At 60.1% G+C, this 25,798-nt stretch carries 21 protein-coding genes; 5 read left to right on the top strand and 16 right to left on the bottom strand.

Features of this window, described 5'->3' with window-relative positions:
• The 8 genes from NN484_RS12585 to NN484_RS12620 form a co-directional block, all read right to left on the bottom strand.
• Positions 1-1,185 carry an MFS transporter gene (locus tag NN484_RS12585; RefSeq protein WP_127652421.1) on the bottom strand — a complete coding sequence of 395 codons (1,185 nt, stop codon included), beginning with the start codon at positions 1,183-1,185 and terminating at the stop codon, positions 1-3.
• Positions 1,182-2,417 carry an ATP-grasp domain-containing protein gene (locus tag NN484_RS12590; RefSeq protein ID WP_274659210.1) on the bottom strand — a complete coding sequence of 412 codons (1,236 nt, stop codon included), beginning with the start codon at positions 2,415-2,417 and terminating at the stop codon, positions 1,182-1,184. Before NN484_RS12590 ends, NN484_RS12585 begins: the two co-directional genes overlap by 4 nt.
• 38 nt (positions 2,418-2,455) lie before the next feature.
• Positions 2,456-3,838 carry an FAD-binding oxidoreductase gene (locus NN484_RS12595; RefSeq protein ID WP_274659211.1) on the bottom strand — a complete coding sequence of 461 codons (1,383 nt, stop codon included), beginning with the start codon at positions 3,836-3,838 and terminating at the stop codon, positions 2,456-2,458.
• Positions 3,839-3,974: 136 nt separating this feature from the next.
• On the bottom strand, positions 3,975-4,874 hold the full coding sequence (locus NN484_RS12600) for a hypothetical protein (RefSeq protein ID WP_252191699.1): 900 nt from the start codon (positions 4,872-4,874) through the stop codon (positions 3,975-3,977).
• Positions 4,875-4,899: 25 nt separating this feature from the next.
• The gene (locus NN484_RS12605; RefSeq protein ID WP_215502197.1) at positions 4,900-5,640 is read right to left on the bottom strand and encodes an alanyl-tRNA editing protein; all 741 of its coding nucleotides are present in this window, start codon (positions 5,638-5,640) and stop codon (positions 4,900-4,902) included.
• A gap of 79 nt (positions 5,641-5,719) precedes the next feature.
• Complete coding sequence (locus NN484_RS12610) at positions 5,720-6,781, bottom strand: pyridoxal phosphate-dependent aminotransferase (RefSeq protein ID WP_274659212.1); 1,062 nt, start codon at positions 6,779-6,781, stop codon at positions 5,720-5,722.
• On the bottom strand, positions 6,778-8,361 hold the full coding sequence (locus tag NN484_RS12615) for a phenylalanine aminomutase (D-beta-phenylalanine forming) (protein ID WP_274659213.1): 1,584 nt from the start codon (positions 8,359-8,361) through the stop codon (positions 6,778-6,780). Before NN484_RS12615 ends, NN484_RS12610 begins: the two co-directional genes overlap by 4 nt.
• 4 nt (positions 8,362-8,365) lie before the next feature.
• Complete coding sequence (locus tag NN484_RS12620; protein ID WP_274659214.1) at positions 8,366-9,376, bottom strand: TauD/TfdA family dioxygenase; 1,011 nt, start codon at positions 9,374-9,376, stop codon at positions 8,366-8,368.
• 331 nt (positions 9,377-9,707) lie between these two features.
• Between NN484_RS12620 and NN484_RS12625 the strand changes: the two genes are divergently transcribed.
• Positions 9,708-11,117, top strand: coding sequence for an amino acid permease (locus tag NN484_RS12625; protein WP_274659215.1), 1,410 nt, complete (start codon positions 9,708-9,710; stop codon positions 11,115-11,117).
• A 181-nt stretch (positions 11,118-11,298) separates the two neighbouring features.
• Here the strand turns inward: NN484_RS12625 and NN484_RS12630 are convergent, their stop codons facing one another.
• The 3 genes from NN484_RS12630 to hrpB all read right to left on the bottom strand — a co-directional run bounded on the left by NN484_RS12630 (position 11,299) and on the right by hrpB (position 14,958).
• Entirely contained in the window at positions 11,299-11,724 is a 426-nt protein-coding gene (locus NN484_RS12630) for a hypothetical protein (protein WP_215502201.1), read from the bottom strand.
• Positions 11,725-11,737: 13 nt separating this feature from the next.
• Positions 11,738-12,310 (bottom strand): hypothetical protein, encoded by a 573-nt coding sequence (locus NN484_RS12635; RefSeq protein WP_127652413.1) that lies wholly within the window; start codon positions 12,308-12,310, stop codon positions 11,738-11,740.
• A 128-nt stretch (positions 12,311-12,438) separates the two neighbouring features.
• On the bottom strand, positions 12,439-14,958 hold the full coding sequence (hrpB, locus tag NN484_RS12640; RefSeq protein WP_274659216.1) for an ATP-dependent helicase HrpB: 2,520 nt from the start codon (positions 14,956-14,958) through the stop codon (positions 12,439-12,441).
• Between the two features lie 364 nt (positions 14,959-15,322).
• Here hrpB and NN484_RS12645 point away from each other — a divergent pair, with 364 nt between their 5' ends.
• Both NN484_RS12645 and NN484_RS12650 read left to right on the top strand, forming a co-directional pair.
• Positions 15,323-15,742: a hypothetical protein gene (locus NN484_RS12645; protein ID WP_025108718.1), complete on the top strand. Its 420-nt coding sequence runs from the start codon at positions 15,323-15,325 to the stop codon at positions 15,740-15,742.
• 9 nt (positions 15,743-15,751) lie between these two features.
• On the top strand, positions 15,752-16,660 hold the full coding sequence (locus NN484_RS12650) for a cation diffusion facilitator family transporter (RefSeq protein ID WP_127652411.1): 909 nt from the start codon (positions 15,752-15,754) through the stop codon (positions 16,658-16,660).
• Between the two features lie 27 nt (positions 16,661-16,687).
• On the opposite strand, the gene NN484_RS12655 is transcribed toward NN484_RS12650, so the two are convergent.
• Positions 16,688-17,722 carry a DUF6515 family protein gene (locus NN484_RS12655; RefSeq protein ID WP_274659217.1) on the bottom strand — a complete coding sequence of 345 codons (1,035 nt, stop codon included), beginning with the start codon at positions 17,720-17,722 and terminating at the stop codon, positions 16,688-16,690.
• Between the two features lie 456 nt (positions 17,723-18,178).
• Here NN484_RS12655 and NN484_RS12660 point away from each other — a divergent pair, with 456 nt between their 5' ends.
• Both NN484_RS12660 and NN484_RS12665 read left to right on the top strand, forming a co-directional pair.
• Positions 18,179-18,658: an Lrp/AsnC family transcriptional regulator gene (locus NN484_RS12660; protein WP_007909658.1), complete on the top strand. Its 480-nt coding sequence runs from the start codon at positions 18,179-18,181 to the stop codon at positions 18,656-18,658.
• A 185-nt stretch (positions 18,659-18,843) separates the two neighbouring features.
• Positions 18,844-19,053: a DUF2788 domain-containing protein gene (locus NN484_RS12665; RefSeq protein WP_127652409.1), complete on the top strand. Its 210-nt coding sequence runs from the start codon at positions 18,844-18,846 to the stop codon at positions 19,051-19,053.
• Here the strand turns inward: NN484_RS12665 and NN484_RS12670 are convergent.
• From NN484_RS12670 to NN484_RS12685, 4 genes are all read right to left on the bottom strand, one after another.
• A complete protein-coding gene (locus NN484_RS12670; protein ID WP_274659218.1) occupies positions 19,048-19,683 on the bottom strand; it encodes a pseudouridine synthase in 636 nt (211 codons plus the stop codon). The genes NN484_RS12665 and NN484_RS12670 overlap by 6 nt on opposite strands.
• Positions 19,684-19,755: 72 nt before the next feature.
• Positions 19,756-21,255 (bottom strand): AMP nucleosidase, encoded by a 1,500-nt coding sequence (gene amn, locus NN484_RS12675; RefSeq protein ID WP_164747922.1) that lies wholly within the window; start codon positions 21,253-21,255, stop codon positions 19,756-19,758.
• Between the two features lie 172 nt (positions 21,256-21,427).
• Complete coding sequence (locus NN484_RS12680; protein WP_215502205.1) at positions 21,428-23,077, bottom strand: acyl-CoA dehydrogenase family protein; 1,650 nt, start codon at positions 23,075-23,077, stop codon at positions 21,428-21,430.
• 97 nt (positions 23,078-23,174) lie between these two features.
• Positions 23,175-25,529 carry a hybrid sensor histidine kinase/response regulator gene (locus tag NN484_RS12685; RefSeq protein ID WP_274659219.1) on the bottom strand — a complete coding sequence of 785 codons (2,355 nt, stop codon included), beginning with the start codon at positions 25,527-25,529 and terminating at the stop codon, positions 23,175-23,177.
• Between the last annotated feature and the right edge of the window lie 269 nt (positions 25,530-25,798).

Genomic DNA, 25,798 nt, shown 5'->3' on the forward strand with positions numbered 1-25,798 from the left:
TCAGGAAACCTGGACGGAGCGGTGCTCGATGTCGATGCCGATAAGCGGGCGTTTGAGCGCAATCGATACCCAGGCTCCCACGGCGGCGATCACGCACGCGGCAAAGCCCAACAGGAACGACATGAAGCTCAGTTCGTTCGCCACCGCCAGCAGGCCGAGCACCGCGGCGGTTGCCTCGGCAGCGCCCCAGACACAGGTCTGCACGGCCATCGCGACGGAACTGCGCCCGCGCCAGATCTTCACGGCCTGCGCCTGGTACAGCGGGCCGCAGATCATCTCGCCGATCACGATGAACACCACCACGACAAACAGAATCGCCTGCGCCTGCGACGAAATGATCAACAGCAGGCAGCCCGCGCCGATCAACAGGTTGGAAACGATGACTCGCCACAGCCGTGACACACGCTGCGCGAACGATGTGACGTAAACCTGACTGAAGATGATGATCCCGCTGGCGACCAGGAACAGCACGCCCACCAGTTCACTGGAGAAGCGCTCGGTGGCATAGGTCGGGAACACGTAATAAAACTGCGCATAGCCGATCATGGTCAGAAAGTTGATGGCCATGAACGCCACCACTTTGGGCGATGCCTCGGATTCGCCCAATGTGGAGGGACGATCGGCGAACTCCCCGCCGGCGCTACGCGCCACTTGCGGAATCAGTCGGGTGGACGCGGTGGCAAGCACGCCCAACAACAGTGGCAGGGCCACAAACCAGTATCCGGTGCCGGCAAGAATCAACGATGCCACGAATGGTGCAACCCCGGCCCCTGCGTTCGCGGCAACATTTTCGTAGGAGAGCACGCGCTCGTGCTCACCCTCGCGAAAGTACTGAACGATGTAGGAAATCTGCGAAATCGTGGCGATCGAATTGGAGACCCCGAACACCACGACCAGCGCCACCCAGATGAACACATTGGTAATGCCCATCGAAGCCGTGACCAGCATCAATAGCGCCGCCACCGCCACACAGAACAACGCCAGGGCGATTTCCCGGCGACGCTCGACCTTGTCCAGAATGCCTTGAAAGGCCAGGGCTCCGATGCGGTTTGAAACAATCGCAAACCCGACAACGACACCGGCCGCACTGGTACTGAGGCCGACAGCCGCATTGAGCCAGATGGCCATGAACGGATAGAAACAGCTCCAGGCGGCGGACGAAAGAAACCGGACGAAGTAAATCATTTGAATACCGGGCTTCTAGGGCCGCGATCCGTCAGGACACGTACCAGACCAATCTCGCGCGCTACGACATCGGCATAGCCGGTGAGCATGCCGATCCAGGCGTAGTCGGAGGTGCCGATGGGCTGGATCACGCTGCCGACGTTGGCGATTGGCGTATGAATGGAGGCCATTGGCGGCAACTCCCAGTCACGCACGATGGCTTCGTGATCCAGGCAATACCAATAGCTCAAGGTCTGGCGGCAGGACTCGACAGGTTTGTATTGAAGCGGAGCGTCCAGCAAGCCCAGTGGCAGCAGCGCCACGTGCTGCAGGACCGTCGCTGGCGCCAGATCATAAGCCAGCGCAATCTGTTCAACGATGCTCGCGCCCCCCAGACGTCCCATGTTGGCGTCGATCAGATAAGCCGTGGCGTCGTTCGCAATGAACTCGCAATGAAAGAAACCGTTATCAAACGCTGAGCGGGCAATCAGGTCGCGAACCGCCGTCTCGATTTTCGAACGCACGGGCAAGGCAATCCGGGCATCAGCCGGGAACTGATTGGCGACTTCCGTGAATCCCACTCGATCGCGCCTGGACAGGCCGAGGAAAACCACCCGCCCGTCCTGAGCAAAACCTTCCAGACTGACGAGGTCGCCCACGCAATGCGCCTGGACAATCCAGGCAATGTCTTGCGGGTCATCGATTGCGCTTTCCAGAATGGTCGACCGGATCACTGCGTCAGGGTCCGCGTCCGGTGCGATCGAGAGCAGGGTGGTTGCCACCGCGCCAGAGCCGACCGAGGGTTTGAGCACCACATCGTTTGGTTGTCCGGGTTTCAGCCAGGGAATGACAAAGTCGCCCTCGGCCAGCGACACACAGGTCTCGGCCGGCACATGCTCCGGAATCAAGCTGCCGACGAACTCCTTGGATGACAGTCGGGCAAACACCTCCGGCGGCGCGTTGAAGCCGAACTCTTCAGCAATCGCGGATACAACCGGGAACAACTCGTCAAAGAATGTCGTGATGCTGTGAATCATGCCAACCAGCGCAGGATTGGACTTCAGGTAAGCGGACAGCGCGACCTTGTCGCTAAAGGCAGGAATGCAGGTGACCCCTTCGAACACCTTTTTCGCCGCGCCGTGAAAACCGGAAGGGTCAACGGACAGTATCGGTTCGAAGTCCGCACTGCGGATCGCCTCGCACACGTACTTGATGGAGACCTTGTTAATACCCACTATCAAAATATGATCCATATCGTTCACATCCATCCTTAAAAATGAAAAATCGACGGTTATCGAGCATCAACAGGTAACGATTGATACATCTTGCCGGGGTTGAAGAGGTTGTCCGGGTCCAGGGCCGATTTGATGGCCCCCATGAACTGCAACGCCGCGCCGTGTTGCGCCGACATCCACTTCAGTTTTCCCTGACCTACCCCGTGCTCGCCGCTGACGGTGCCGCCGAATGACAACGCGCGACTCGACAGTCGACTGAGGAACGCCTGAATTTCCGCACTTTCGTCCTCACCTTCATCGAGCATGATCAGCAGGTGAAAGTTACCGTCGCCGACATGGCCGATAAGCGGTGCGTCGAGGCCGGAGGCGGCAATGTCGGCTGCGGTGGCGCTGATGCAGGCGCTCAGGCAAGACAACGGCACACAGACATCGGTGGCCAACCCCTTGCGCCCCTTGTAAAACGCGTGAAATGCCCACCAGGCGTCATGTCGGGCTTTCCACAAGGTCGTGCGTTCTTCAAGACGTTCGGAAATCCTGACCTGCCCGCCGTATTCCCCCGCACAGTCCTTGAACAGCTCAACACTGCTGGCAACGGTGGATCGGTCGCCATGAAACTCCAGAAAAAGATGCGGCGTTTCTACCAGGCCCAGTGCAGGGGAATAGGCATTGCAGGCGCGCACAGCCGTGACATCCAGCAGCTCGATCCGGGCAATCGAGAGACCTTGGCCCAAGGCGCTGGCCACCGTCTGTACCGCGTTGTCCACCGAGTCGAACGAACAGACCCCGGCGACAATGGCCTCGGGCACCGGATGCAGCCGGACCTGCAGTTCACTGAAGATGCCCAGGGTGCCCTCGGACCCCACCGCAATGGCCAGCAGGTCCAGGCCCATGGCCGATTTGGGCGCCCGGGAGCCGATTTGCGCCACTGAGCCGTCCGCCATGACCCAGCGAGCGGCTTTGACATTGGCGGCCATTGTCCCGTAACGCACCGAGTTGGTCCCCGAGGCACGCGTTGCCGCCATCCCGCCCATGGATGCGTTGGCGCCGGGGTCGACGGAAAAGAACAGCCCGGTCTCACGCAAATGGCTGTTGAGTTGTTCGCGGGTGACGCCCGGTTGAACCGTGGCGGTCATGTCAGTGACGTTCACCTCGACAATCGCGTTCATTTCCGAGCAGTCGACACAAACGCCACCCTGTGGCGCATTGATTTGCCCTTCGAGGGATGAACGCGCACCCGACGGGATCACCGCAACCCCGTACTCACGACAGAGCTTCACGACCTGGACGATGTCGTCTTCGCTGCGCACGGTCACCACGGCATCGGGTGGGCTCAGCTCAATACCGGGAGGTGCCTGGCAAAATTGTTGCCGGATCCCTTGTTCAAGCCTTAAACGCTCGCCAAACAACTGACGGAGTTTCTCTACGACTAGCGCATTCATTCGTCTCATCCCTGTTCTGACTGATTACTGCCGGTTTTCTTTTTATCGATCCGATCACTGCGCCATGTCCGCGCACTCCTGTGAACGGTGGGTAGTCGCAGATCATTGAGGGCGGCGACACCCGCCCTCGGCCGGTTCACTCCTCGGCTTTTTTGCCTGCTCGCGCCGCACGTCCGTCGTACTCTGGACGGCCAGACACGATCAACCCGAAGAAGTAAGGCTGGGCACCTGAATCCTCCAACTGGCGGCCTGATTTGTTATGCACTTCAATGACCGAAAACAGGTCCACAAGACGGTCCTGAATCTGTTCTATTTCTGCGTCTTTGAGTGTCACCATCGAGCTGTATTTGAAAGAACCTGAAACATCGAAGTACTCGCTCTTCTCCGGTTTGAGCAGTGAGCGATCAACTTCATGGCGCAGGAACTGATCCTTCAATTTCAAGGCATCCACCGATCTTGGCATCCTCAGCGTTGGCGCATGCCGCACAAACGGGGCATCAGGTGTGGCCCGCTCTTTGGAGACCAGGTTCAGGAACGCCTCGGTGCTTTGATCGTAGGCAAGGCCGATCTGCTGACACACCAACTGAATCTCCGCCACCGAGGCGCTGTCGACCATGTAGAGATACGTCATCAACGGCAGCAGCTCGAATTGCGCCTCGAACGCCGCTATCACCTCTTCGGTGACGATGAACTCACGCTCGTACCGGCTCAGGCTCAAGGCCCGACGCAGGATTTTGGAATCGTGTTCGCGCAGCTCCAGCCGCGAAGAAAGATCGGTGACCTCAACACCTTTGCCGAACAACATCTCGTGGACGTCAGCCGGCAACAGGTCTCTGAAGTAATGCCAGAAATAATCAAAACTGACTTTGCTGGCCGCGTCGATGCCCAAGTGGTCATGCAGTTCGACGGCGGCATCGATACTCAGGTATTTCCTTCCGGCTTCGACATCACGGTAGTAATTGGCCGAAAAGGGAATATTGACCTCATCGAGAAACGTGGAAATCTTCAGATGCCCCGCGTCGATTCGAAACTGCATGAGGAATGCGCCAAACGCTCGTTTGCTATCCAAGCTCTTCAGCCTCTGCCGACAGAGTGACAACCACTCTGGTCGTATTTTTCTTGATCTTCATACTGGAAGTCACCACACCTATTTCTTGCGTATTACGCACATGAACGCCCCCACAGGGGATTGACCAGTTTTCGCATTGCCACCAACGAAATCCCTGTCCCTGGCTGATATCCGCTTCCGTACGAATGTCATGACTTGCAGAGCAAAACTCATTCAAGGCGTCTGTCGCCCGCCTCAGATCGTCTTCGTCGAACTCACCGACAAACTCGTATTGATTCTCCCCACCCTCGTCGCTCAACGGCGAACGGACCGGATGCGCAATCGCTCGCCCGAGCGTCTGCTCAAGCATGCAATGGATCAAATGCATCGCTGAATGAACACGCATCTGATGATATCGCAATGACCAATCCAGCGTGGCGGTCGCCTGCTGGCCGATCAACCGCGTCTGCAGGTGCGTGAAGGCTTCGTCGTCAATGCTCAGGTAATGCCTGATCTGGTCATCCCTTTTTTTCGTTGCGACGATCTCCAGCGTGCGCAGCGCCCCACCCTCCCCGGCGACCGGGATGTTCAGCACACCCCGATCCCCCAGCTGCCCGCCGCCCTGGGGGTAGAACACAGTCTTGCCAAGGAGTGCGAAAGGCAGGCCGGCGTCGTCGCGCTCAAGCCGATCGACCTGGCAGTCCAGTTGCTTCAAGTACGGTTCAGCGTGAAACAAGGGCAGCGTCTGGCTCATTTTTACCTCAGGTAAGGTCTCACTGATTTTACGTTGCAAGCCCTGTGCAATCGCCGAGGGCCGCCATGCCCGGCTGGCCTCAGGCGAGCTCCATGGTTTGCAGTTTTGGCTTCAGTACATCGCGCAACCGGGTCATCTGGGCCTGGTTTCCGAACGAGATCCGCAGGCACGTATCCAGGCCATAGTCGGTCAACCGCGACGTCAGAAAGCCCTCACTCTCCAGATACTCATACAAGTCCTGGCAGCGTTGTTGGCTGCCGCATTCGACGAAAACAAAGTTGACGTACTGGCTCCTGGCTTCGATGCCATGGGCCTTGAACAGGCTGACGATTGCCTGCCCCCATGCCTGACAATACGCGGCGGTCTTGTCCAGATGATCGGAGTCCTGCAGGACGTATTCGCCGGCCAGGGCGGAAAACGAACTGACGTTGTACGGCGCACGCCGCGCTTGCAGTGCCGGCAGCAGATCGGCGCTCGCATAAGCCCAGCCGAGGCGTAAACCGGCAATGCCGTAGGCCTTGGAAAAGGTACGCAGACATATCGAGTTTTCCCGGGTGTTGACGATCTGAATGCCCGCCGTGTTTTCCCGGTCCGGCGCAAACTCTGCGTAGGCTTCATCGACGATGACGGTCGTACTCGGCGGAATCAGCGCAACCAGCGATAACAACTGCGATGGCAACAGATAGTCACCCAGTGGATTGGACGGATTGACCAGCACCACCACGTCCGGTTTGTTCTCCAGGGCAAGCTTCAGTGCAGCCTCATAGTCGCCGCTGGCGCTCGGGGCGATCTCGCTATAGTCAGCCCCCAGCAATGCCGAGCGGATTTTGTACATCTTGAAGGCGTGCTGCTGCGTCACGATGCAACTGCCCGGCTTCAACAGGCTGCGCAACGCAATATCGATCAGCTCATCGGAGCCAGCCCCCACCACCACACGCTCGGGATCAACGCGCCAACGCTCGCCGATCGCCGAGCGCAGGGACTTGTAAGTGACTTCAGGGTATTCGCTGAGCAGCGTCGGCATCGACGCGCACAGATGCAGGGCCAGGCCGGACGCACCCAACGGATTTTCATTGGCGTGCAGCCGGACACTCTCAGTGACCGCCGTTGCGAACAGATTGCCCTTTGCTGGCGAGTTCATCGGCTGTGTCCCCCCAGTACCTGGGCCACGATCGCTTCCAGATAGCTGGTCAATGCCACATCCCGATCCAGATACGGAATATGTTCACGCACCCGCGCATGCCACTCACGGCCTTTTGGCCCGAGTTTGGCGCTGCCGCGGATATCGGCCGCCTGGGCTGCACAGATCAACTCGAACGCCAGGACGTAACGGGTGTTCTGCAGCACTTCGGTCACACGACGCGCGGCGACAAGGCCGAACGAAACCACGTCCTGGAAGTCGCCCGTGGTGGTCAGGGTCTGGATCGAGACGGGGGTGGCCAGCGAACGGTTTTCTGCCGTCAGGGATGCCGACATGAATTGCCCACCCATGAGGCCGAAACGCAGGCCTCCGTTTTCCGCACACAGGAATGACGGCAGGCCATTGCTGTTGGCTTTGGTCAGGAAGCGATCGATCCGCCGATCGGAAAGATTGCACAGGGTGATGACCGAGATCGTCAGGTAATCCATGGCTGAGGCGATGTACTGCCCGTGAAAGTGCCCATTGTGAAAGACCTGGCCGTTTTCAGGGGTGATCAGCGGGTTGTCGTTTGATGAGTTCAGTTCGTTGCCGACCACACGCTCCACGAACTCGATGGTTTCCAGCACCGGCCCGAGAATCTGCGGCGTGCAGCGAATGGAATAGGCATCTTCGATGGGCATGTCTTCCTGGCGCACCTGGTCGGTGCGCAGGGCGCTCAGTTGCGAAGAAAGTTCAAGATCGTCAATCGCCAGTTCCGAACCTTGAAGATCGGCCCAGATGGCCTCGGCAATTTTTTGCTGGCCCAGGTGCGGTTTCAACTGGTGAACATCAGGGTGGAAAGGACGCACCCGAGCTTGCAACGCTTCAAAGGAGAAGGCGGAAATCGAGGTGTATTGTTCAAGCAGTTCGCGGGCCTCAACCACATTCATCGCCGCGACCGCGACCATGCAGGACGTGCCATTGATCAGCGCCAGCCCTTCCTTGTAACTCAAATGGAGCGGCGCTAGGCCCAGCTGTTCGAGCGCTTGCGCCGCCGGAACCCGGGCACCGTCAAGGTAGGCGAAGCCGTCGCCGGTCAGCATCCGAGCGACAGCGGCCAGCGGCCCCAGGTCGCCACTGGTACCCAGAGACCCCTTGCTCGGAATTTCCGGAATCAGGCCCGAGTTGTAGATGGCAATGTAGCGGTCGAAATTCTCCAGCGAGAGCGCCGAGTTGCCACGGGACAGGGACACGATTCGCGCAAACATCGTTGCCCGGGCCACACTGTCCGGGAATCGCTCGGCAACGTTGGTCGAGACACCCTGAATCAGATTCGATTGAAGCTCGTGGGCTTTCTCGATCGGCACCAGATGATCAACGAATCCGCCCATTCCGGTGTTCACGCCATAAATCACCGCGCCCTGTGCGACGAGATTTTCCAGGGCCTCTCGCGATGCCTGAACCCGTTGCCGGGTGGCTTGCGAGGCGACCACCTGTTTCCCGGGACGGGAATACTTGATCAAGTCCTGGAGACTGACATCAGTGCCGGGGGTCAGTACAAAGGTGCTGTCCGACGTGAAGTTTTTTTCCTGAATTGTCATCTTTTCATCCCTGAGCTACGTGTGCCTGACCATCGGCCCAATTGGCGATGATCACGTTGATTGTCCTGTTGCCCGAAAACGCGCGCCGACCGTGCGCATACTGGAAATTGTCGAGCAGTAAAATATCGCCCGCCCCCAGATCGACATCTTGCTCAACACTTCTGACGGTGTGGAACAGCTCGAGGGTGAGGTCTTCCGGCAAGGGTTCGCCGTCACCAAAACACATCGCTTCCAACAATTGCGGACTGTTGCGCTGCGCCTTGGCCAGTTCACTGGCGTCCTGTTCACGACCGTCGATACGCGCCCATTCGATCATCGCGGCCGCGCCCCAGAAATGCGCTTGATTGCACCAGATGTCTGCCGCTTTGCGCGGGTGCCGGCGCATCGGAGAGATACAGTCCTGCCAGAGGATCAGGTCGTCGCCGCTCCATTCGAAGTCCCAGCCACGCGCCCGGCACAGCACTTCTGCCTCGGCGGTGCTGGAGGTGGAGAATGTCTCCTGCCAGCTTTTCTTCACCCCGGGTTTGAGATGCACCCGTGCTTCGCCGGGCAAGGTCCGGCGCAATTTAAGGCCGCGATCGGTCAGTTGCTCCAAGGTGGAACGATCAACCAACTGCTCCAGTTTGCGCATGTCCCCGACCACGGATTCACCGCCCCGACTCGCAGGCTCGACACAGACAAAGGCGATGATCTGCGGTGGATTTTTTACATAGGCCATTTCCTGATGAAGGATCACCGACCAGTCGGGAGGGGTGCGGGTCGCCTCCATGACCTTGCCCTGGATCGTCGAGCGTGGAGAGCTGCCACCGACGTAATCGCGGGTCTGAAAACCCAGCGCGCCAACCGCCCGTTCGAACACCTCAGGATCCTTGCACGGATTGGCACCGCGAATGAGCACCGCGCCTTCGCTCAGCAGTTGTGCCCGAATGTCGTGCGCCGCCGCTGAAAAATAGCGTGCCGGATCGGCATCGGCGCCGACCACGAAATCAAATGTTCCTTCTGCATTGCAGCCCATCACAGTCATCACTCCTCACGTCCCTGGAATCGTTGGCATGTCCATGTGCGATGCATTAGATACCACCCCCCATTTACAAATTCAACAGATAGAAATATGTTTCTTCCAATAGATTTCTAGCGACAGCACGCGCAAAACCGCCGTCGACCGCGCTGAAAAAACGATCTAACTTTTTGATAAAAATAGAAATAATCTGAAGGATCAGAATCCGTATGACTGTGGAAAAGCCCCTCTCTCCCGCTACTTGCACCGGCGTGTCATGGCAACGGCATGCCCTGCCCCTCGCAAGCACCCCGCGAACACTCATGCAACCTTGCGAGAGTTCTTTCTCATGAGCGGACCCCATGCGCACTCAGGCCAACTGAAACGCAGCCTGAAAAATCGACACATTCAATTGATCGCCCTGGGTGGGGCCGTGGGCACGGGACTGTTCCTGGGGTCGGCGGGAGCACTCAAACTGGCCGGGCCTTCGATGATCCTCGGCTACGCAATCTGCGGTTTGATCGCCTTCATGATCATGCGGCAATTGGGTGAGATGATCGTGGAAGAACCCGTTGCCGGCTCTTTCAGTCACTTCGCCCACAAATACTGGGGCGGATTCGCCGGCTTTCTGTCGGGATGGAACTGCTGGATGCTGTACACCCTGGTCGGCATGTCCGAGCTGACGGCCGTCGGCAAGTACGCGCACTACTGGTGGCCCGAGATACCGATCTGGGTATCGGCCGCCGTGTTCTTTGTGCTGATCAATGCGCTCAACCTGATCAACGTCAAAGTGTTCGGCGAAGCGGAATTCTGGTTCGCCATCATCAAGGTCCTGGCGGTGATCGGCATGATCGCCATGGGCAGTTATCTGCTGGTCAGCGGCAATGGAGGGCCACAGGCGTCGGTGAGCAATCTGTGGCAACACGGCGGTTTTTTCCCCCATGGATGGGGCGGACTGGCAATGTCCATGGCCGTTATCATGCTGTCCTTCGGCGGCCTGGAAATGCTCGGTTTTACTGCAGCCGAAGCCGAACAGCCCCGCAGCGTGATCCCCAAGGCCATCAATCAGGTGATCTACCGCATCCTGATTTTCTACATCGGCGTACTCGTCGTCTTGTTGTCATTGATGCCGTGGGACAGCCTGCTGATTTCGCTCAATGCCACGGGCGATACCTACAGTGGCAGCCCGTTCGTACGCGTGTGGTCAATGCTCGACAGCACGACCGCCGCGCACATTCTCAATTTCGTCGTCCTCACCGCCGCCCTGTCGGTCTATAACAGCGGCACTTATTGCAACAGTCGCATATTGCTCGGACTGGCCGAGCAGGGTGACGCTCCCCAAAGCCTGGTCAAGATCGACAAACGCGGCGTCCCCGTACGCTCGATCCTGGCAACGGCGGCGGTGACCTTGATCGCGGTGGTGATGAACTACGTGATCCCGCAGCATGCGCTGGAATTGCTGTTGTCGCTGGTGGTTGCGACGCTGGTGATCAACTGGACGATGATCAGCCTGGCGCATGGAAAATTTCGCCAGCACATGAACGAGACCCGGCAGACGCCCCTGTTCAAGGCGCTGTGGTATCCCTACGGCAACTATGTCTGCCTGGCCTTCATGGTGTTCATTGTGGCGGTCATGCTGATGGATCCCGTGAACCGGATGGCGGTCTACGCAATTCCGGTCTGGATTGCGTTGGTGTGGATATGCCACAGCATCAAGCATCGACGCAGTGCTGCACAAAACCTGTACGGCGAGGCCTGATCAATGGCAGCCGTTGCCCGGGCGAGACCGGGCAGCAAGGCTCACTTGCGAGGTTTGATCCGTGCAGTGGCTTGCGCCACCAACGGATCATCCGGCCAGTAATTGTCAATATCACCTGACACCTTCGACGTTGACAGCGTTGTAGCCCCTGACTTAGCGAACAACTGACCGCGAAGACCGCTCACATTCCTGGGGGAATATAACCGGGGACATACCTGACATTGGTGCACTTGCCATGAAGAATTCGTCCGTCTTCGATCAGGAACTGCGCAATCTTCTTTTGTTGGTTGATCTTCGCCTGCAATTTGCAATCGGAACTGTGCCCGACTTGTTGATAGTGTTCGGTGTACACCATGCCATTACCGGTATGGGTCATCGATGTCCCGGCCGCTTCGGTGGTGGTCCAGCTCGCGGACTTGTACCAGGTCAGCACGGCCAAGGGTTCGCCGTTCGGGCCGGTTTCCTTTTGCATCGAATCGGGTTTGCCGAACAAGTCCAGCGCTTCCTGCATATCACGCCCTTCCCAGCGGCTTTGCGCAATAGTGGAACAGCCAGTCAAGAGCAAGGCGGCCAACAGAGTGGTCATCAATAAGCGTATGTAAGTCATTGGCTGTCCCGCCTTATTTTTTCAGTTCGAGCAGACTGTCGATGTTGTCCATCATCTGGCTCTTTTCCTGAATCGGTGCGAGTTTGAAGAACATCTGCTGCAGCATCTCGATCATCTGCAGGTATTCCATCTTGCCCACGGCGGCCATGTCGTTTTTAGCTCGACTGCCCGGCGCACAGGCAAACTTCAGCGCTTGCTGTACCCAGAACTCTTTCGGGGTCTGCCATTGATTGGCAACTTTCAGATGGCGCAGGGTGTAAGCCAGACGCTCGACGGATTGACCATTGATAAAGCGCACTTTGCCCGTAGAGCACTGGGCTTCGAGGTTGTAGACATCGATCATCGGTTTGCCGGGCTCTTCATAAACCAGGGTCACCGCGACCATGGTCGCGCCTTTGGTTTTTTCCGAGGGCACCACCGACGTGGCATCGGCGACGTACATGATGTTTTTTTGGGCCACGCCATTGCCGTAGATAATCCACCAGTCGCCTACAGGGTTGGGCTCTTCGGCATTTGCCGAATTGAAGGCGAACAGCAGCGCAGCCGACAAGAAGATCAACTTCTTGAACTTGAAGAAAGATGACATGAGCAGTTCCGTTCCTTGGGTACACGTTGCCAGGCAGCAACTTGTTATTGTTCGGGCCGCCACTTTAGGAGGCAGCCCGAACAGGGGCAATTAGGGCGGATGGGCTAATGGCGCGCTGCCATTGCTGCTCAAGTGCCCCGAGGTTTTGCCCGTGCTGTGGCTTCGGCGACCAAGGGATCGTCCGGCCAGTAATGCTTCGGATAGCGCCCCTTCAGATCCTTCTTCACCTCGGCATAGGTGCTGCGCCAGAAGTTGGCCAGGTCCTGTGTCACCTGCACCGGGCGCCGTGCTGGCGACAGCAGATGCAACTTGACCACCTGCCGCCCGCCGGCAATGCGCGGCGTATCCGCCAGCCCGAACAGCTCCTGCAAACGCACCGCGAGAATCGGCGGAACCTCGCTGTAATCCAGGCGAATCGACGACCCCGACGGCACGCTCAAATGATGCGGCGCCAGCTCATCTAGCTTTTGCGGCAACGGCCACGGCAGCAGATTGCGCACGATGCTCGACAGGTCCAGATTGGCGAAATGGCTGAGCCGCGAGACTTTGCCCAAGTAAGGCATTAACCAATGCTCGAGGGTGTTCAGCAACGTTGCATCGCTGACATCCGGCCATTGGCTTTCGGCCTGATTGTTCAATTCCAACTGGCGCAACAACGCCACCCGCGCCTGCCACTGGCGCAGCTCCGGCGTCCATGGCAGCAACTCCAGACCTTTGCGCCGCACCAGATTGACCAACGCCTGACTGCGCGCATTTTCATCAAGACCGGTCAACGGTTCGCGGCTGAGGATCAGTTCGCCGACCTTGCGCTGACGCTCGGCGCGCAGCACACCTTCGCGTTCGTCCCAGTCCAGTTGATCGACGCCGCTCACCTGCTCGGCCAACACTGAATCGAACAGCGCCGGATCGAAATCCGCCGCCAGATAAATCCGTTCCTCGCGCTGGCCCTGACGGCTGCCGAGATCAGCGATCACAATCCACGGTTCCTTCATCAGGCTGTCGGCTTCGGCGAACAGCGCAGCGCGTCCATTGGCCAGACGATACTCAGCGCCACCGGCGCGACGCTGCTGGGCGACGCGGTCCGGGTAGGCCAGCGCCAGCAATGCACCGAGCCAGCGCGGGTGATCAGGGTCGCTGACCGGCTCGCTCGCCTGGCCGCGCAAGTAACCGCGATACTGCCGCGCCAGTTGCCGGGCCCGCTGCACGCCACCTTGAGCACCGCGCGCCGCGCGCTCCTCTCCGGAGAGCAACACCAATCGGCTGTGCAGATCCGCGCCGGCACCACGCAAAATGTCGCGCTCGCCGAGCAGTGCCGCGACGTCGCACGCCATGTTCGCCAGCCCCAGCGCCTGACCGCGCAGCAACAGATGGGCGATGCGCGGATGCGCCGGCAGCTCGGCCATGGCCTGACCGTGCGCAGTCAGTGCTTCACCTTCGAGTGCGCCGAGGCGCTGCAACAGATCTTGCGCCTGGGCATAAGCTGCCGCCGGTGGCACATCCAGCCAGACCAGTTCGCCCGGGGTCACGCCCCAACGTCCGAGCTGCAGCGCGAGGCTCGCCAGATCCGCCGAAAGAATTTCCGCACTGCCGTAAGCGGCGAGTTGCTCGTGCTGATCCTGCGACCACAAGCGATAACACACACCCGGCTCCAGACGCCCCGCCCGGCCGGCGCGCTGCGTAGCACTGGCCTTGGAAATACGCTGGGTATCGAGTCGGGTCATGCCGCTGCCGGGGTCGAAACGCGGCACCCGCGCCAGCCCGGCATCAATCACCACGCGCACGCCGTCGATGGTCAAACTGGTCTCGGCGATGTTGGTCGCCAGCACCACTTTGCGCTGACCGGCCGGGGCCGGGTCGATGGCGGCACGCTGGGCGTTGAGGTCCAGTTCACCGTGCAATGGGCACAGCAAAACATCGCTGCGCTCGCCAATGGCATCGGCCAATTGTTGATGCACGCGACGGATTTCCGCTTGCCCCGGAAGGAACACCAGCAGGCTGCCGGTTTCATCGTGCAGGGCTTCAAGTACGGTCTGGGTCACGCGTTGATCGATGTATTCGCCGGGCTGGAACGGCCGCCCCCAGCGCATCGTCACCGGGTACATGCGGCCTTCGCTGCGCAGAATCGGCGCATCATCGAGCAACCCGGACAGGCGTTCGCCTTCAAGCGTGGCGGACATCAGCAAAATCTTCAGCGGCTGTTCAGCCCGGAATAACTCGCGACCGTTCAAACTCAGGGCCAAGGCCAGATCGGCATCGAGGCTGCGTTCGTGGAATTCGTCGAAGATCAGCAGGCCCACGCCCTCCAGCGCCGGATCGTCCTGCAGGCGTCGGGTGAGAATGCCTTCGGTGACCACTTCGATGCGCGTGTTGGGGCCGACCTTGCTGTCGAGGCGGATGCGATAACCGACGGTTTCGCCAACCTTCTCGCCCAGTTCGCTGGCCAGTCGCTCAGCCGCCGCGCGCGCGGCGAGACGGCGCGGTTCGAGCATAAGGATGGTCTGCCCGGCCAGCCATGCTTCATCGAGCAAGGCCATGGGCACGCGGGTGGTTTTACCGGCGCCGGGCGGTGCTTCGAGCACGGCTTCGTGGCGTGTCGCCAAGGCTTCACGCAGCGCGGGTAAAACTTCATCGATCGGCAAAGAAATCATGCTGGCTCCCCAGAGCGTGCCCACAGTAAATTGCGAGTCGCGTTAAAGCTGTGAGCGTGGCAGGCAAGGCGCGGGACGCAGGTAAGGGTCGTTTCCTTGCCAAGTTCCGCAACGCAGCATGGCGCGCTCACAGCTTTAGCCCGGAGGGCCGAACCCCGACAGGATTCATCAACCTTCACGCGGTGTCGATCTGGAGAAAACAACTTCAATCCTCAACGTATTTCGGTGGGGTGAGACGAGGCCGCAATTTACTGTGGGCACGCCCTGCCGAGGGCGAGTATAACGGCGAACTGCTTGGCATTCGTCAGGGTCTTAACTTCACACAACGACGCTTCGTTATTTGATGATTCAGGAGACATTTCCCATGCGCTTACCTTCTCGCCTGATCGGCGGTGTACTGGTCGCCACCCTGCTCACTCAACTCACTGCGTGCGGTTCGATTTTCTACCCGGACCGGCGCGGGCAGATCGATGGCAAGATTGACCCGGCGATTGCCGTGCTCGACGCCGTGGGCCTGCTGTTCTACGTGATTCCCGGACTGATCGCGTTCGCGGTCGACTTCACCACTGGCGCGATCTATTTCGAACCGGGCCACACAGCGCAGGTCGATCCGGCCAAACTCAAACAAGCTATTGGCCCGGACGGTCAGGTCGATAACCTCAAGTTGCAGGCTATTCTCGAGACTGAGCTGGGCCGCAACCTGCCACTGGACGACCCACGCCTGATCCAGCACAAGGGCAGCACTCAACAACTGGCGATGTTTGGCCTGCAACCAGCAGCATAAGGAAATGACATGACCACCAGCCCCGAACATGCCCGCCTGCTGCGGCTGGCAACCCGCGCCTCGGTGGCGGTGGCCTGCACGCTGATCGTCGCCAAAGCCATCGCCTGGTGGCTGAGCGGTTCGGTGAGCATGCTCGCCGGCCTCACCGACTCGGCGCTGGACGGCGTCACCTCGCTGCTCAATCTGCTGGCGGTGCATTACGCGCTGCGCCCGGCCGATGATGATCACCGTTACGGCCACGGCAAGGCTGAATCGCTGGCGGGCATGGCGCAGGCGCTGTTCATCGGTGGTAGTGCGGTGTTGATTGCCTTTCAGGCGTATGAGCGCATCAAGCAACCGGAGCCGCTGGGCGCGCCGTGGCTGAGCATCGGCGTGATCGTATTCTCCCTGCTGCTGACCGCCGCGCTGCTGACGCTGCAACATCGGGTGATCAAGCAGACCGGCTCCAACGCCGTGCGCGCAGACTCCCTGCACTACCGTTCGGACATGCTGCTCAACGGCAGTATTTTACTGGCGCTGATCCTCGCCGGCATGGGCTTTCACCAACTGGACGCGTGGTTCGGCCTGGGGATTGCCGGGTACATTTTGTGGAGTGCGATCCAGATCGCCCGGGAAAGTTTTTCGGTGCTGATGGATGAAGAGCTGCCAACGGACGTCAGTCAGCACATGCTCGAACTGGCCTGCGGTGTACCCGGCGTGCTGGGCGCGCATGATCTGCGCACGCGGATCTCGGGCAATCACTGGTTCGTGCAGTTGCATCTGGAGTTGCCGGGTGAACTGACCCTGTCAGTCGCTCACGGCATCAGCGATCAGGCAGCGGATGCGATTCACGCCGCCTACCCGCGAGCCGAGGTGCTGGTGCACGCTGACCCGATAAAAGCAGCTTCAAGCCACGAGCCGCAAGCTTCAAGCTTGTAGCTGGAAACTTGCAGCTCGTAGCTGCTCTTACTGGACCTGATAACCGCGACTGCTCAGGCAATTGCCCTGAGCCTGACGGTAGGCCTGCACCACTTCGGGCGCTGGTTGATACGTCGCGGTACGCGGATCGAAACCGCTTTGCTGCACCGCGTATTGGTAGCACTGGTAACCGTCCTGCTGGACCTGTTCCGGTGACTGACCGTTGGCCGGGTAGGCCTCGACGTCATAGCCCTGGGATTGCGGCTGCGGCGGTTGCTGCACCGGTGGTTCGACCACCACGTAATCCTGGGTGGCTTCCTGATACGCATAGTAGGAACCGGCAGCGAGGAACAGCAGCGCACCGCCGATCCACACTTCACGGGCGTAGTCCGGCAGATACTGAATACGGATGCCCCTTGGCGGCTGCACGACGATGTAGCGCGGCCCTTGCGGGCGATACCAGTAGCCGCCGGAGAAGAAATAATCCTGACCTCGATACGGCACGCGGTATTCGCGATCCGGGAACCGGTCGATCACATGCCCCGGGCGGTATTGCGGGCCTGGGCCCCAACCGTTGCCATGTCCGTCCGGGCGACCCGGCCAGCGATTGTCATTGGGCCGGTTACCGGTTTGCCATTGCTGGTTGTGGTAACCATTCTGCGGACGCTCGTCGCGGTAGTAACCCTGACGCGGCTCCTGGGTCTGACGCACGGTGTCGGGCCGTGGCTGGATCGGCAGGTTGTTCGTCGGTGGCGCCTGATGAACCGGAGCTGGCGGGTTGGGCGTGCGGTTCTGGTTCTGCCATTGACCGTTATTATTGCGTTGCTGGCCGTTGTGTTCGAACTGGCGGCTGTTGTCGCCACGAATGATCTCGTTGTTCTGCGGCCGCGGCTGATTTTGCGGCGGCGGATTGTTCTGCCCGTGGGGCTGACGCTCGCCGCCACGCCCCTGATTACCCTGATGTTCACCACCGTGCCCGTTATTGTCGGGGCCACGATTCTGTGGCTCGTCGGCAAGCGCTTGCGCACTGACGCTCACACACAGCAAACCAACACCGGCCAGACGCCAGATGCGCGACTTCATGCTTTTCCTCACTGCGGGTAGTAAGAGGGCTTGTAACTAAGACCGGGAATACACACACCGGGTTCTGCGACAGGTTATCAGTCACGAAACTTATTTATTGAGGATGGCCGTGCGCCAAGGCACAAAAATCGCAAGCAAGAAAAAAGGGAGACCCGTCGGCCTCCCTTCTAGAGAACTTCGTCCTGGCTCGACGCTTTTGACGTCGGCTCACCTCACGCCGTCTTCTGGACAGTGTGCAGCTCGGGGGCCGGCACATCCCCGGTGGGGGTGGCGGCCGCGGCGGGCCTGATTGGGCGGGCCGCAGTGGACTGTGTTACCGAGCAGTGATTCTGGTGATAAGAATAGGCCGGGAGCTGCGGCAGAGGATTGCGAAGATTGCTCAAATAAACACCACTTGCGCAATTTTTAACCCTGGATAGATAATCCGCCGCAATAGTTACAAACAAGGACAGATTCATGAGCAAACTCGACCGTTACGACCTGAGTATTTTGGCTGAATTGCAGCGCGACGCCCGCATCTCCAACCAGGAACTGGCCGAGCGCATCGGTCTGTCGCCCTCGCCCTGCTCGCGCCGGGTCAAGCAACTGGAGGACGACGGCTACATCTCACGCCAGGTCGCGCTGCTCGATCGCAAGATGCTCGGCCTGAGCCTGACCGCCTACGTGCTAATCGGCATGGACCGGCACACGCCGGAACGTTTCGAAAACTTCGAAGCGGCGATCCGTACCTTGCCACAGGTACTGGAATGCAGCCTGGTGACCGGCGTCGATGCCGACTATCAGTTGAAAGTGGTGGTGCCGGACATGGACCATTATCAGAAGCTGCTGCTGGGGCATTTGACCCGGATTGAAGGGGTGACCAGCGTGCGTTCGAGTTTTGTGCTGAACCAGGTGCTCAACAGCACTGAATTGCCGCTGACGCATCTGCGCAGCTGAAACCGCCTTCGCGAGCAGGCTCGCCCACAGGGGAATGCATTTCAAATGTGTGCGAGCCTGCTCGCGAAGGGGCCGGCACAGGCGACCAATGACTGCGGCACACCGACGCAGATCAATGCCCCGCCTCGCGCCCTTGACGTATACTCGCCGCGCCCTTTTTGCCCCCTGCGCGCCGGAGATGCCCGATGGATCCTGCAGTATTCGAAGAGTGGATGATGACTGGCCTGGTCAGCATCCTGATCATTTTCATGGGTTTCATCGTCTGGGATCTGGCGAAGAAATCCAAGGCTGGGCGCTTCGGCTCGTTCATTCTGTTCTTCGTACTGGGCCTGGGCGTGGCCGCGTTCATCATCAAGAGTGTGGTGATCGGCCTGATCGAATCCGGCGTTCTATAAGCGCGCCGGCACTTCTTTCCATTGACCCTGATCGAGCCCTTCGATCGTCCAGTCGCCAATCCTCACCCGCACCAGCCGCAACGTCGGCAGCCCGACCGCGGCGGTCATCCGCCGTACCTGACGATTGCGCCCTTCGCGGATCACCAGTTCCAACCATGAAGTCGGTATCGTCGCGCGAAAGCGTACCGGTGGATTGCGCGGCCACAACTCGGGTTCATCCAGTTGCCGCGCTTCGGCAGGCAGGGTCATGCCGTCGTTCAACTCAACGCCGTCACGCAAACGCTGCAATTGCTCGGTCGTGGGCACGCCTTCGACCTGCACCCAGTAGGTCTTTGCCAGTTTGTGTTTCGGATCGGCGATGCGCGCCTGCAACTGGCCGTCGTTGGTCAGCAGCAATAGACCTTCACTGTCGCGATCCAAGCGTCCGGCCGGGTAAATCCCGGGAATGTCGATGAAATCCTTGAGCGTCGCCCGCCCGCCTTCGTCGCTGAATTGCGTCAGCACATCGAACGGTTTGTTGAACAGGATCAGCTTCGGCTCGGCCGGCGGCGCCTTGGCGACACGGCGTGGAGCTGAGGAGGATGGCTTCGCACCGGGACGGCGGGAAGGAGGACGCGGGGGACGGGACATGGCGAAAAGAACATCTAACGGTCAGGGCTGCTAATGCTAGTGCCCCGACCGCCAAATGACCACGACTAACCGTTAACGGAACGGCGGCTCGTCGAAGCTGCGCAGTTTGCGCGAGTGTAGCGAGTTGAGTTCAGTGCGCAGCAGATCCACCGCTTCGATGCCGATCTTCAAGTGCTGGCTGACTGCACGCTCGTAGAACGCGTTGGCCGAACCCGGCAGCTTGATTTCACTGTGCAGCGGTTTGTCCGAGACGCACAGCAACGTGCCATACGGCACCCGCAAGCGATAACCCTGGGCGGCGATGGTGCCGCTTTCCATGTCCACGGCCACGGCGCGGGACAGGTTGATCAACGGACGCTCCTGGGCCCAGCGCAGTTCCCAGTTGCGATCGTCGTAGGTCAGCACGGTGCCGGTGCGCAGGCGTTTTTTCAGCTCTTCGCCTTTTTCCCCAGTGATATTGGCGGCCGCTTGTTGCAGCGCCAGCTGCACCTCGGCCAGCGCCGGGATCGGAATGTTCGGCGGCACCACGCGGTCGAGAATCCCGTCGCGACGCATGTAGGCGTGAGCCAGCACGTAATCACCAATGGTCTGCGACTGACGCAGGCCGCCGCAGTGGCCGATCATCAGCCAGCAATGCGGACGCAGCACCGCCAGGTGGTCGGTGATGTTCTTGGCGTTGGACGGGCCGACACCAATGTTGACCAGGGTCACACCATGGCCGTCGCTGGCGATCAGGTGATAGGCCGGCATCTGGTAGCGGTGCCAGACCACGCCCGCGGCAATCGCCGAGGCTTCGCCGTGATCCATGCTCTTCTCGATGATCACGTTGCCCGGCAGGACCATGCGCACGAAACGCGGGTCTTTGCGCAGTTGTTCCAGGCCATGGACGATGAACTGATCGACGTAGCGGTGATAGTTGGTCAGCAGGATCCACGGCTGCACATGGCGCCAGTCGCTGCCGGTGTAATGCACCAGACGGCGCAGGGAAAAGTCGACCCGCGCAGCGTCGAACAGTGCCAGTGGCAGCGGATCGGTGTTTTCCCAGTCGTAGAGACCGTCGGCGATGCCATCGGTGGCGGCGGACAGGTCGGTACTCGGGAACACCCGCGCCAGCACCGCAGCGGTGACGCCGGAGCCGGCCAGTTCATCGCCCTGCTCGACCACGTACGGGTACGGAATGTTCTGCTGGCTGACGCCGACTTCCACGGTCACGGTGAAGTCGTGCATCAACGGTACCAGCTGTTCCAGCAGGTATTTGCGGAACGCCTTGGGGTGGGTGACGGTGACGCTGTAGGTGCCCGGCAGTTGCACCTTGGCGTAGGCGCGGGTGGTCTGCGGGACTTCGCCCTGGCACAGGTAGGTCAGACGCAGTTCGGGATAACGAAACAGAGCACGCTGTTCGGCGTCAGGCTCGACGCGATCCTTGAGGTAACGCTTGAGCGCCGAGTTCAGCGCAGTGGTGGCCCGCTCATGCAGCTCGGCCAGACGGTCCACGGCTTGTTCGGCGGTTTGAACGACAATAAACGCTTCGGTCACGATCAGCTTCCTGTGTTCTGACTTGCAGAGCTTCATCTTGCCTGCATCGTGGTCTCACGGGAACAGTGGCATGTTGGCAACCGCACAATATATGGGTCACCTACGATCCCTGTGGGAGCTGCCGAAGGCTGCGATCTTTTGATCTTATAAACAGCAAGATCAAAAGATCGCAGCCTTCGGCAGCTCCTACAGGTGATTTTGTATGAGGTCAGAACCCTTGCGGAGTCGAGCGCGCAACGATGGCTTCGACGTCCAGCCCACGCGGCAACGCGCCATAGACGCGACCGCCGCCGCTCAGCCGACTGGCAATGAAAGCATCACTGACCGCCGAATTCCCCGCCTCCAGCAACAACTTGGCCTGCAGCCCCAGCGCAATATCTTCAGTCAACTGCCGCGCGCGGTACTGGATATCGCTGGTGTCCTTGAACTGCGCCTGCAACTGCTGGATGTGCGCCGCCAGACGCTTGTCGCCATGGCCGTCGCCCAACTCGCTGAACAGCACATCGAGCACACCCGGCTCTTTGGACAGCGCGCGCAACACGTCCAGGCACTGCACGTTGCCCGAGCCTTCCCACGTCGAGTTGACCGGCGCTTCGCGGTACAGCCGCGGCAGAATGCTCTCTTCGACATACCCTGCGCCGCCCATGCATTCGGCGGCTTCGTTGATCATGGCCGGTGCGCGCTTGCAGATCCAGTACTTGCCCACCGCTGTCACCAACCGGGCGAATTGCGCCTCGTGGCGATCATCCAGATGATCCAGCGCCTGGCCCATGCGCAGGCTCAAGGCCAGCGCGGCTTCGCTTTCCAGAGCGAGGTCGGCCAGCACGTTCTGCATCAACGGTTGCTCGCTGAGCAGTTTGCCGCCGACCTTGCGGTGCGCGCAGTGGTGGCTGGCCTGGGTCAGCGCCTGACGCATCAGCGAGCTGGACCCGACCATGCAGTCGAAACGGGTCATCGCCACCATCTCGATGATGGTCGGCACCCCGCGCCCTTCTTCGCCGACCATCCACGCCAGGGCACCTCGAAACTCCACTTCACTGGAAGCGTTGGACTGGTTGCCAAGTTTGTTTTTCAAACGTTGTATGTAGAACTGGTTGCGCGTGTCGTCGGGACGATGGCGTGGCAGCAGGAAGCAGGTCAGGCCCTTGTCGGTCTGCGCCAGCGTGAGGAACGCATCGCACATCGGTGCCGAGCAGAACCACTTGTGCCCGACCAGTTCATACGCCTGGCCCGGGCCACTGGCGCCGACCGGATAAGCCTTGGTGGTGTTGGCCCGCACGTCGGTGCCGCCCTGTTTTTCGGTCATCGCCATGCCGATGGTCACACCGGCCTTGTGCGCCATACCAACATTGCGCGGATCATATTCGGTGGCGAGGATTTTCGGCAGCCACAGCTCGGCCAGATCCGGCTGCAAACGCAGCGCCGGCACGCTGGCGAAGGTCATGGTCAACGGGCAACCGCTGCCCGCCTCGGCCTGGCTGTGCAGATAGCTCATTGAGGCGCGGGCGACGTGCGCGCCATCCTGCGGGTGAGTCCAGGGTGACGAGGTCAGGCCGTGTTCGATCGCGGTGCGCATCAGCTCGTGATAGGCCGGATGAAACTCCACCAGATCGATGCGATGGCCGTAGCGATCATGGCTGACGAACAGCGGTTTGTTCTGATTGGCGAGGAACCCCGCTTCCATCAACGGACCGCCGGCCAGCGCGCCGTAGGCATCGATCCGCGACTCGGCCCAACCGGCGCCGAAACGGCGCGACCACTCCTGCAGCGGCAGATCGATGCGGTACAGGTTGGCACCATCCAGCGACGGCGGCTGATTGGTGACTTCGTGGGTTTCGGCGAACTGATGCAGGTTCATGACGGGGCTCCTTTGGTCAGCCAAGGGATTCAGTTAAGCACCGGCCCGTGGCTGATCAAAGTGTCATATACGCCGAACTGTCGGCGCTTTCACCCTATTATGCGCTGAGCACCCGACGCTCCAGCGCCGTTTGCAGGTCTTCGAATTTCACCGGCTTGTTCAGGTAATCGATGCGAGTGCCGGGCGCGCACTGCTCGCGATCTGCGCCCAGAGCCAGCATGAACACCGGCACATTGGCACAACCCGGCAAAGCGTGGATCTGGCAGCACAGCGAAGCGCCTTCATGGCTGGGCAACTGGCAATCGATCAGCACCGCATCGAAGGTTTCCCGTTGCAGACAATCGAGCGCCGCCGCGCCATTGTCCGCCGTGCGCACGCGGAAACCGAGCTTGAGCAGCATGCCGCGCATCACCAGTTGATTGACGCTGTTATCGTCCACCAGCAACACCGTGCAGTCCTGTGGCGCACGGATGCGGTCAGGCGGCGGGACCGGGCTCGGCGCGGCTTCGACCACCGGCAGTTCGAACTCGACGTCCAGCTGAAAACGACTGCCACGCCCGGGTTCGGAACGATGGGTGAGCTTGCCGCCGAGCAGCTCGACCAGTTGCCGACAGATCGCCAGCCCCACGCCGAGGCCGCCGTATTCGCGGGTCATCGAACCGTCGAGCTGGAAGAAGCGCTGATACATCGTCGCCTCGCCCAGATCGGTGAAACCGATGCCGGTGTCGATCACTGCAAACGACAGCGCCAAGCGGTTGTCCGCCGACGGTTTGCCGGTCACCCGCAGCGCCAGACCGCCGACACGGGTGAACTTGATCGCGTTGTCCAGCAGGCACTCCAGGCATTGCGCCAGTTTGGCGCTGTCGCCGTGCAAACGGTCCGGCAGGGTCGGCAGCACCTCGACCTTGAAGTCCAGCGACTTGCTCGCCGCGTTGCCGTCGAACTGCACGCGCAAGGCCTCGACCACCGCACGCAGGCTGAAGCTGCCCGGTGTCGCCTTGAGCTTGCCAGCCTGCAGTTCGGTAAGGGTGAGGATGCCGTTGACCATTCGCATCATGTCTCGGGCAGAACCGGCGGCGGTTTGCTGGTACTGCTCCAGCTCAGGTTCCAGCTCGACGGTCTGCATCAACTCCAGCGAACCGATCACCCCGTTCATCGGCGTGCGCAATTCGTGGGTCAGGGTCGCGAGGAATTCATCCTTGAGCTTGTTGCTGTGGGCCAGTTGCTGGTTGAGCACTTCGAGCTTCTGCCCGGCATCAAACAGGGTTTGTGCCTGCTGCTCGCGCATCGCATTGATGCGGTCGGCCAGCGCCAGCGACAGCAGCGCCACTTCAATCGCCGAACCGATCTGGCTGGCGTACATGGTCAGGAACACGTTCGGCAGCAAGCCAAGCACCATCAGCGTATTGACGATGCCGCCGAGCAAAAACGCCGACCAGGCAATGATGAAATAACGCGCCACCCGCAGGCCGCGCCACCAGGCGAGGACCCCGGCGGCGAAGATCACCACGGTGAAAGTCAGCGCCAGCAGGGTCGCCAGGCGCAGCGACAATGCATAACTGGTCATCAGCGACAGGCCGACCACCAAGGCGCCGAACGCGATCAGCGCAATCAGCAGCCGGTCGAGCCAGCGGCTATGGTTTTTGGTCTGCAGAAAACTGCGGGCGAACTGGCTGCCGAACAACCCCGCACAGCCGATGAAAAACGGTGTGGCGGCGTTGGCCCACCACGGATTGTCCGGCCAGAAATACTCGACCGCCGCGCCGTTCACCGACAGTTGATAGAGGCCGAACGCGGCAATGTAGAAGATGTAATAGAGGTAGCTGGTGTCGCGCACGCTCAGGTAAATGAACAGGTTGTAGACCAGCATCCCCAGCAGCACGCCGTAAATGATCCCCAGCACATACAGGCGAACCGGCTGGTCTTCGAGGTACGCGGTGCTCGACCACAACGTCACCGGCGCCTGGATCGAGCCTTCGCTGGCCAGCCGCAGGTACAGGGTCTGTTGCTGGTCGGGGGCGAAGCTCAGGTCGAACAGGTAGTTGTTCTGGCGGATCTCGCGACTGGCGAACGGCAAGGCGTCGCCAGTTTGCCGGATCAGGCGATAGTCGCCATTGGCATCGGCCATGTACAAATCAAGGTGATCGAGCGGCGGGTACGCCAGCTCCAGCAGCCAGGTGCGCTGTGCGGCCGGATTGTTCGGACGGTAATGCAGGTCGATCTTCAGCCAGAACGCCGAACGCGAGTAACCGGCATTGAGCGTGGCTTTATCGTGGGGTTTGAAATTGCCTGCCGCCGCTTGAGCGCGGACGTCGGCGATGCTCGCCTGACCCGTCGGGTCTTCGAACACCTGCAAGGCGCGGCCCAGGGGAAGGCTCTGGGTATTTTCGTCGAACTCGACGGCGCTTGCGAGGAGGGGCAAGCAGAACAGCAACATCAGCAAATAGCGCATTGAAGCCCCAGCGTGGCTCGTCCGGTTGTGTCAGGAAGCCCCCCATTCCCTTTGAGTAGACGTAAAACCGGTATTACCTGTTATTGGTTTGGATCCAGACTAGCATAGCCGTTGATGGCCATTAAGCACCATTAAAATTTTCACGACAAAGGCTCTAGAACGGGCGTTTCAGAGCAAAGCAGCGGGCTAGAGCTGTTGGCTTGGTCAAGCTTTTCGAATAACGCGCAGCGGCGAGTACTTGTGGCGAGGGCGCTTGCCCCGGTTGGGTT

Source organism: Pseudomonas serboccidentalis (assembly GCF_028830055.1).
Classification (GTDB): domain Bacteria; phylum Pseudomonadota; class Gammaproteobacteria; order Pseudomonadales; family Pseudomonadaceae; genus Aquipseudomonas; species Aquipseudomonas serboccidentalis.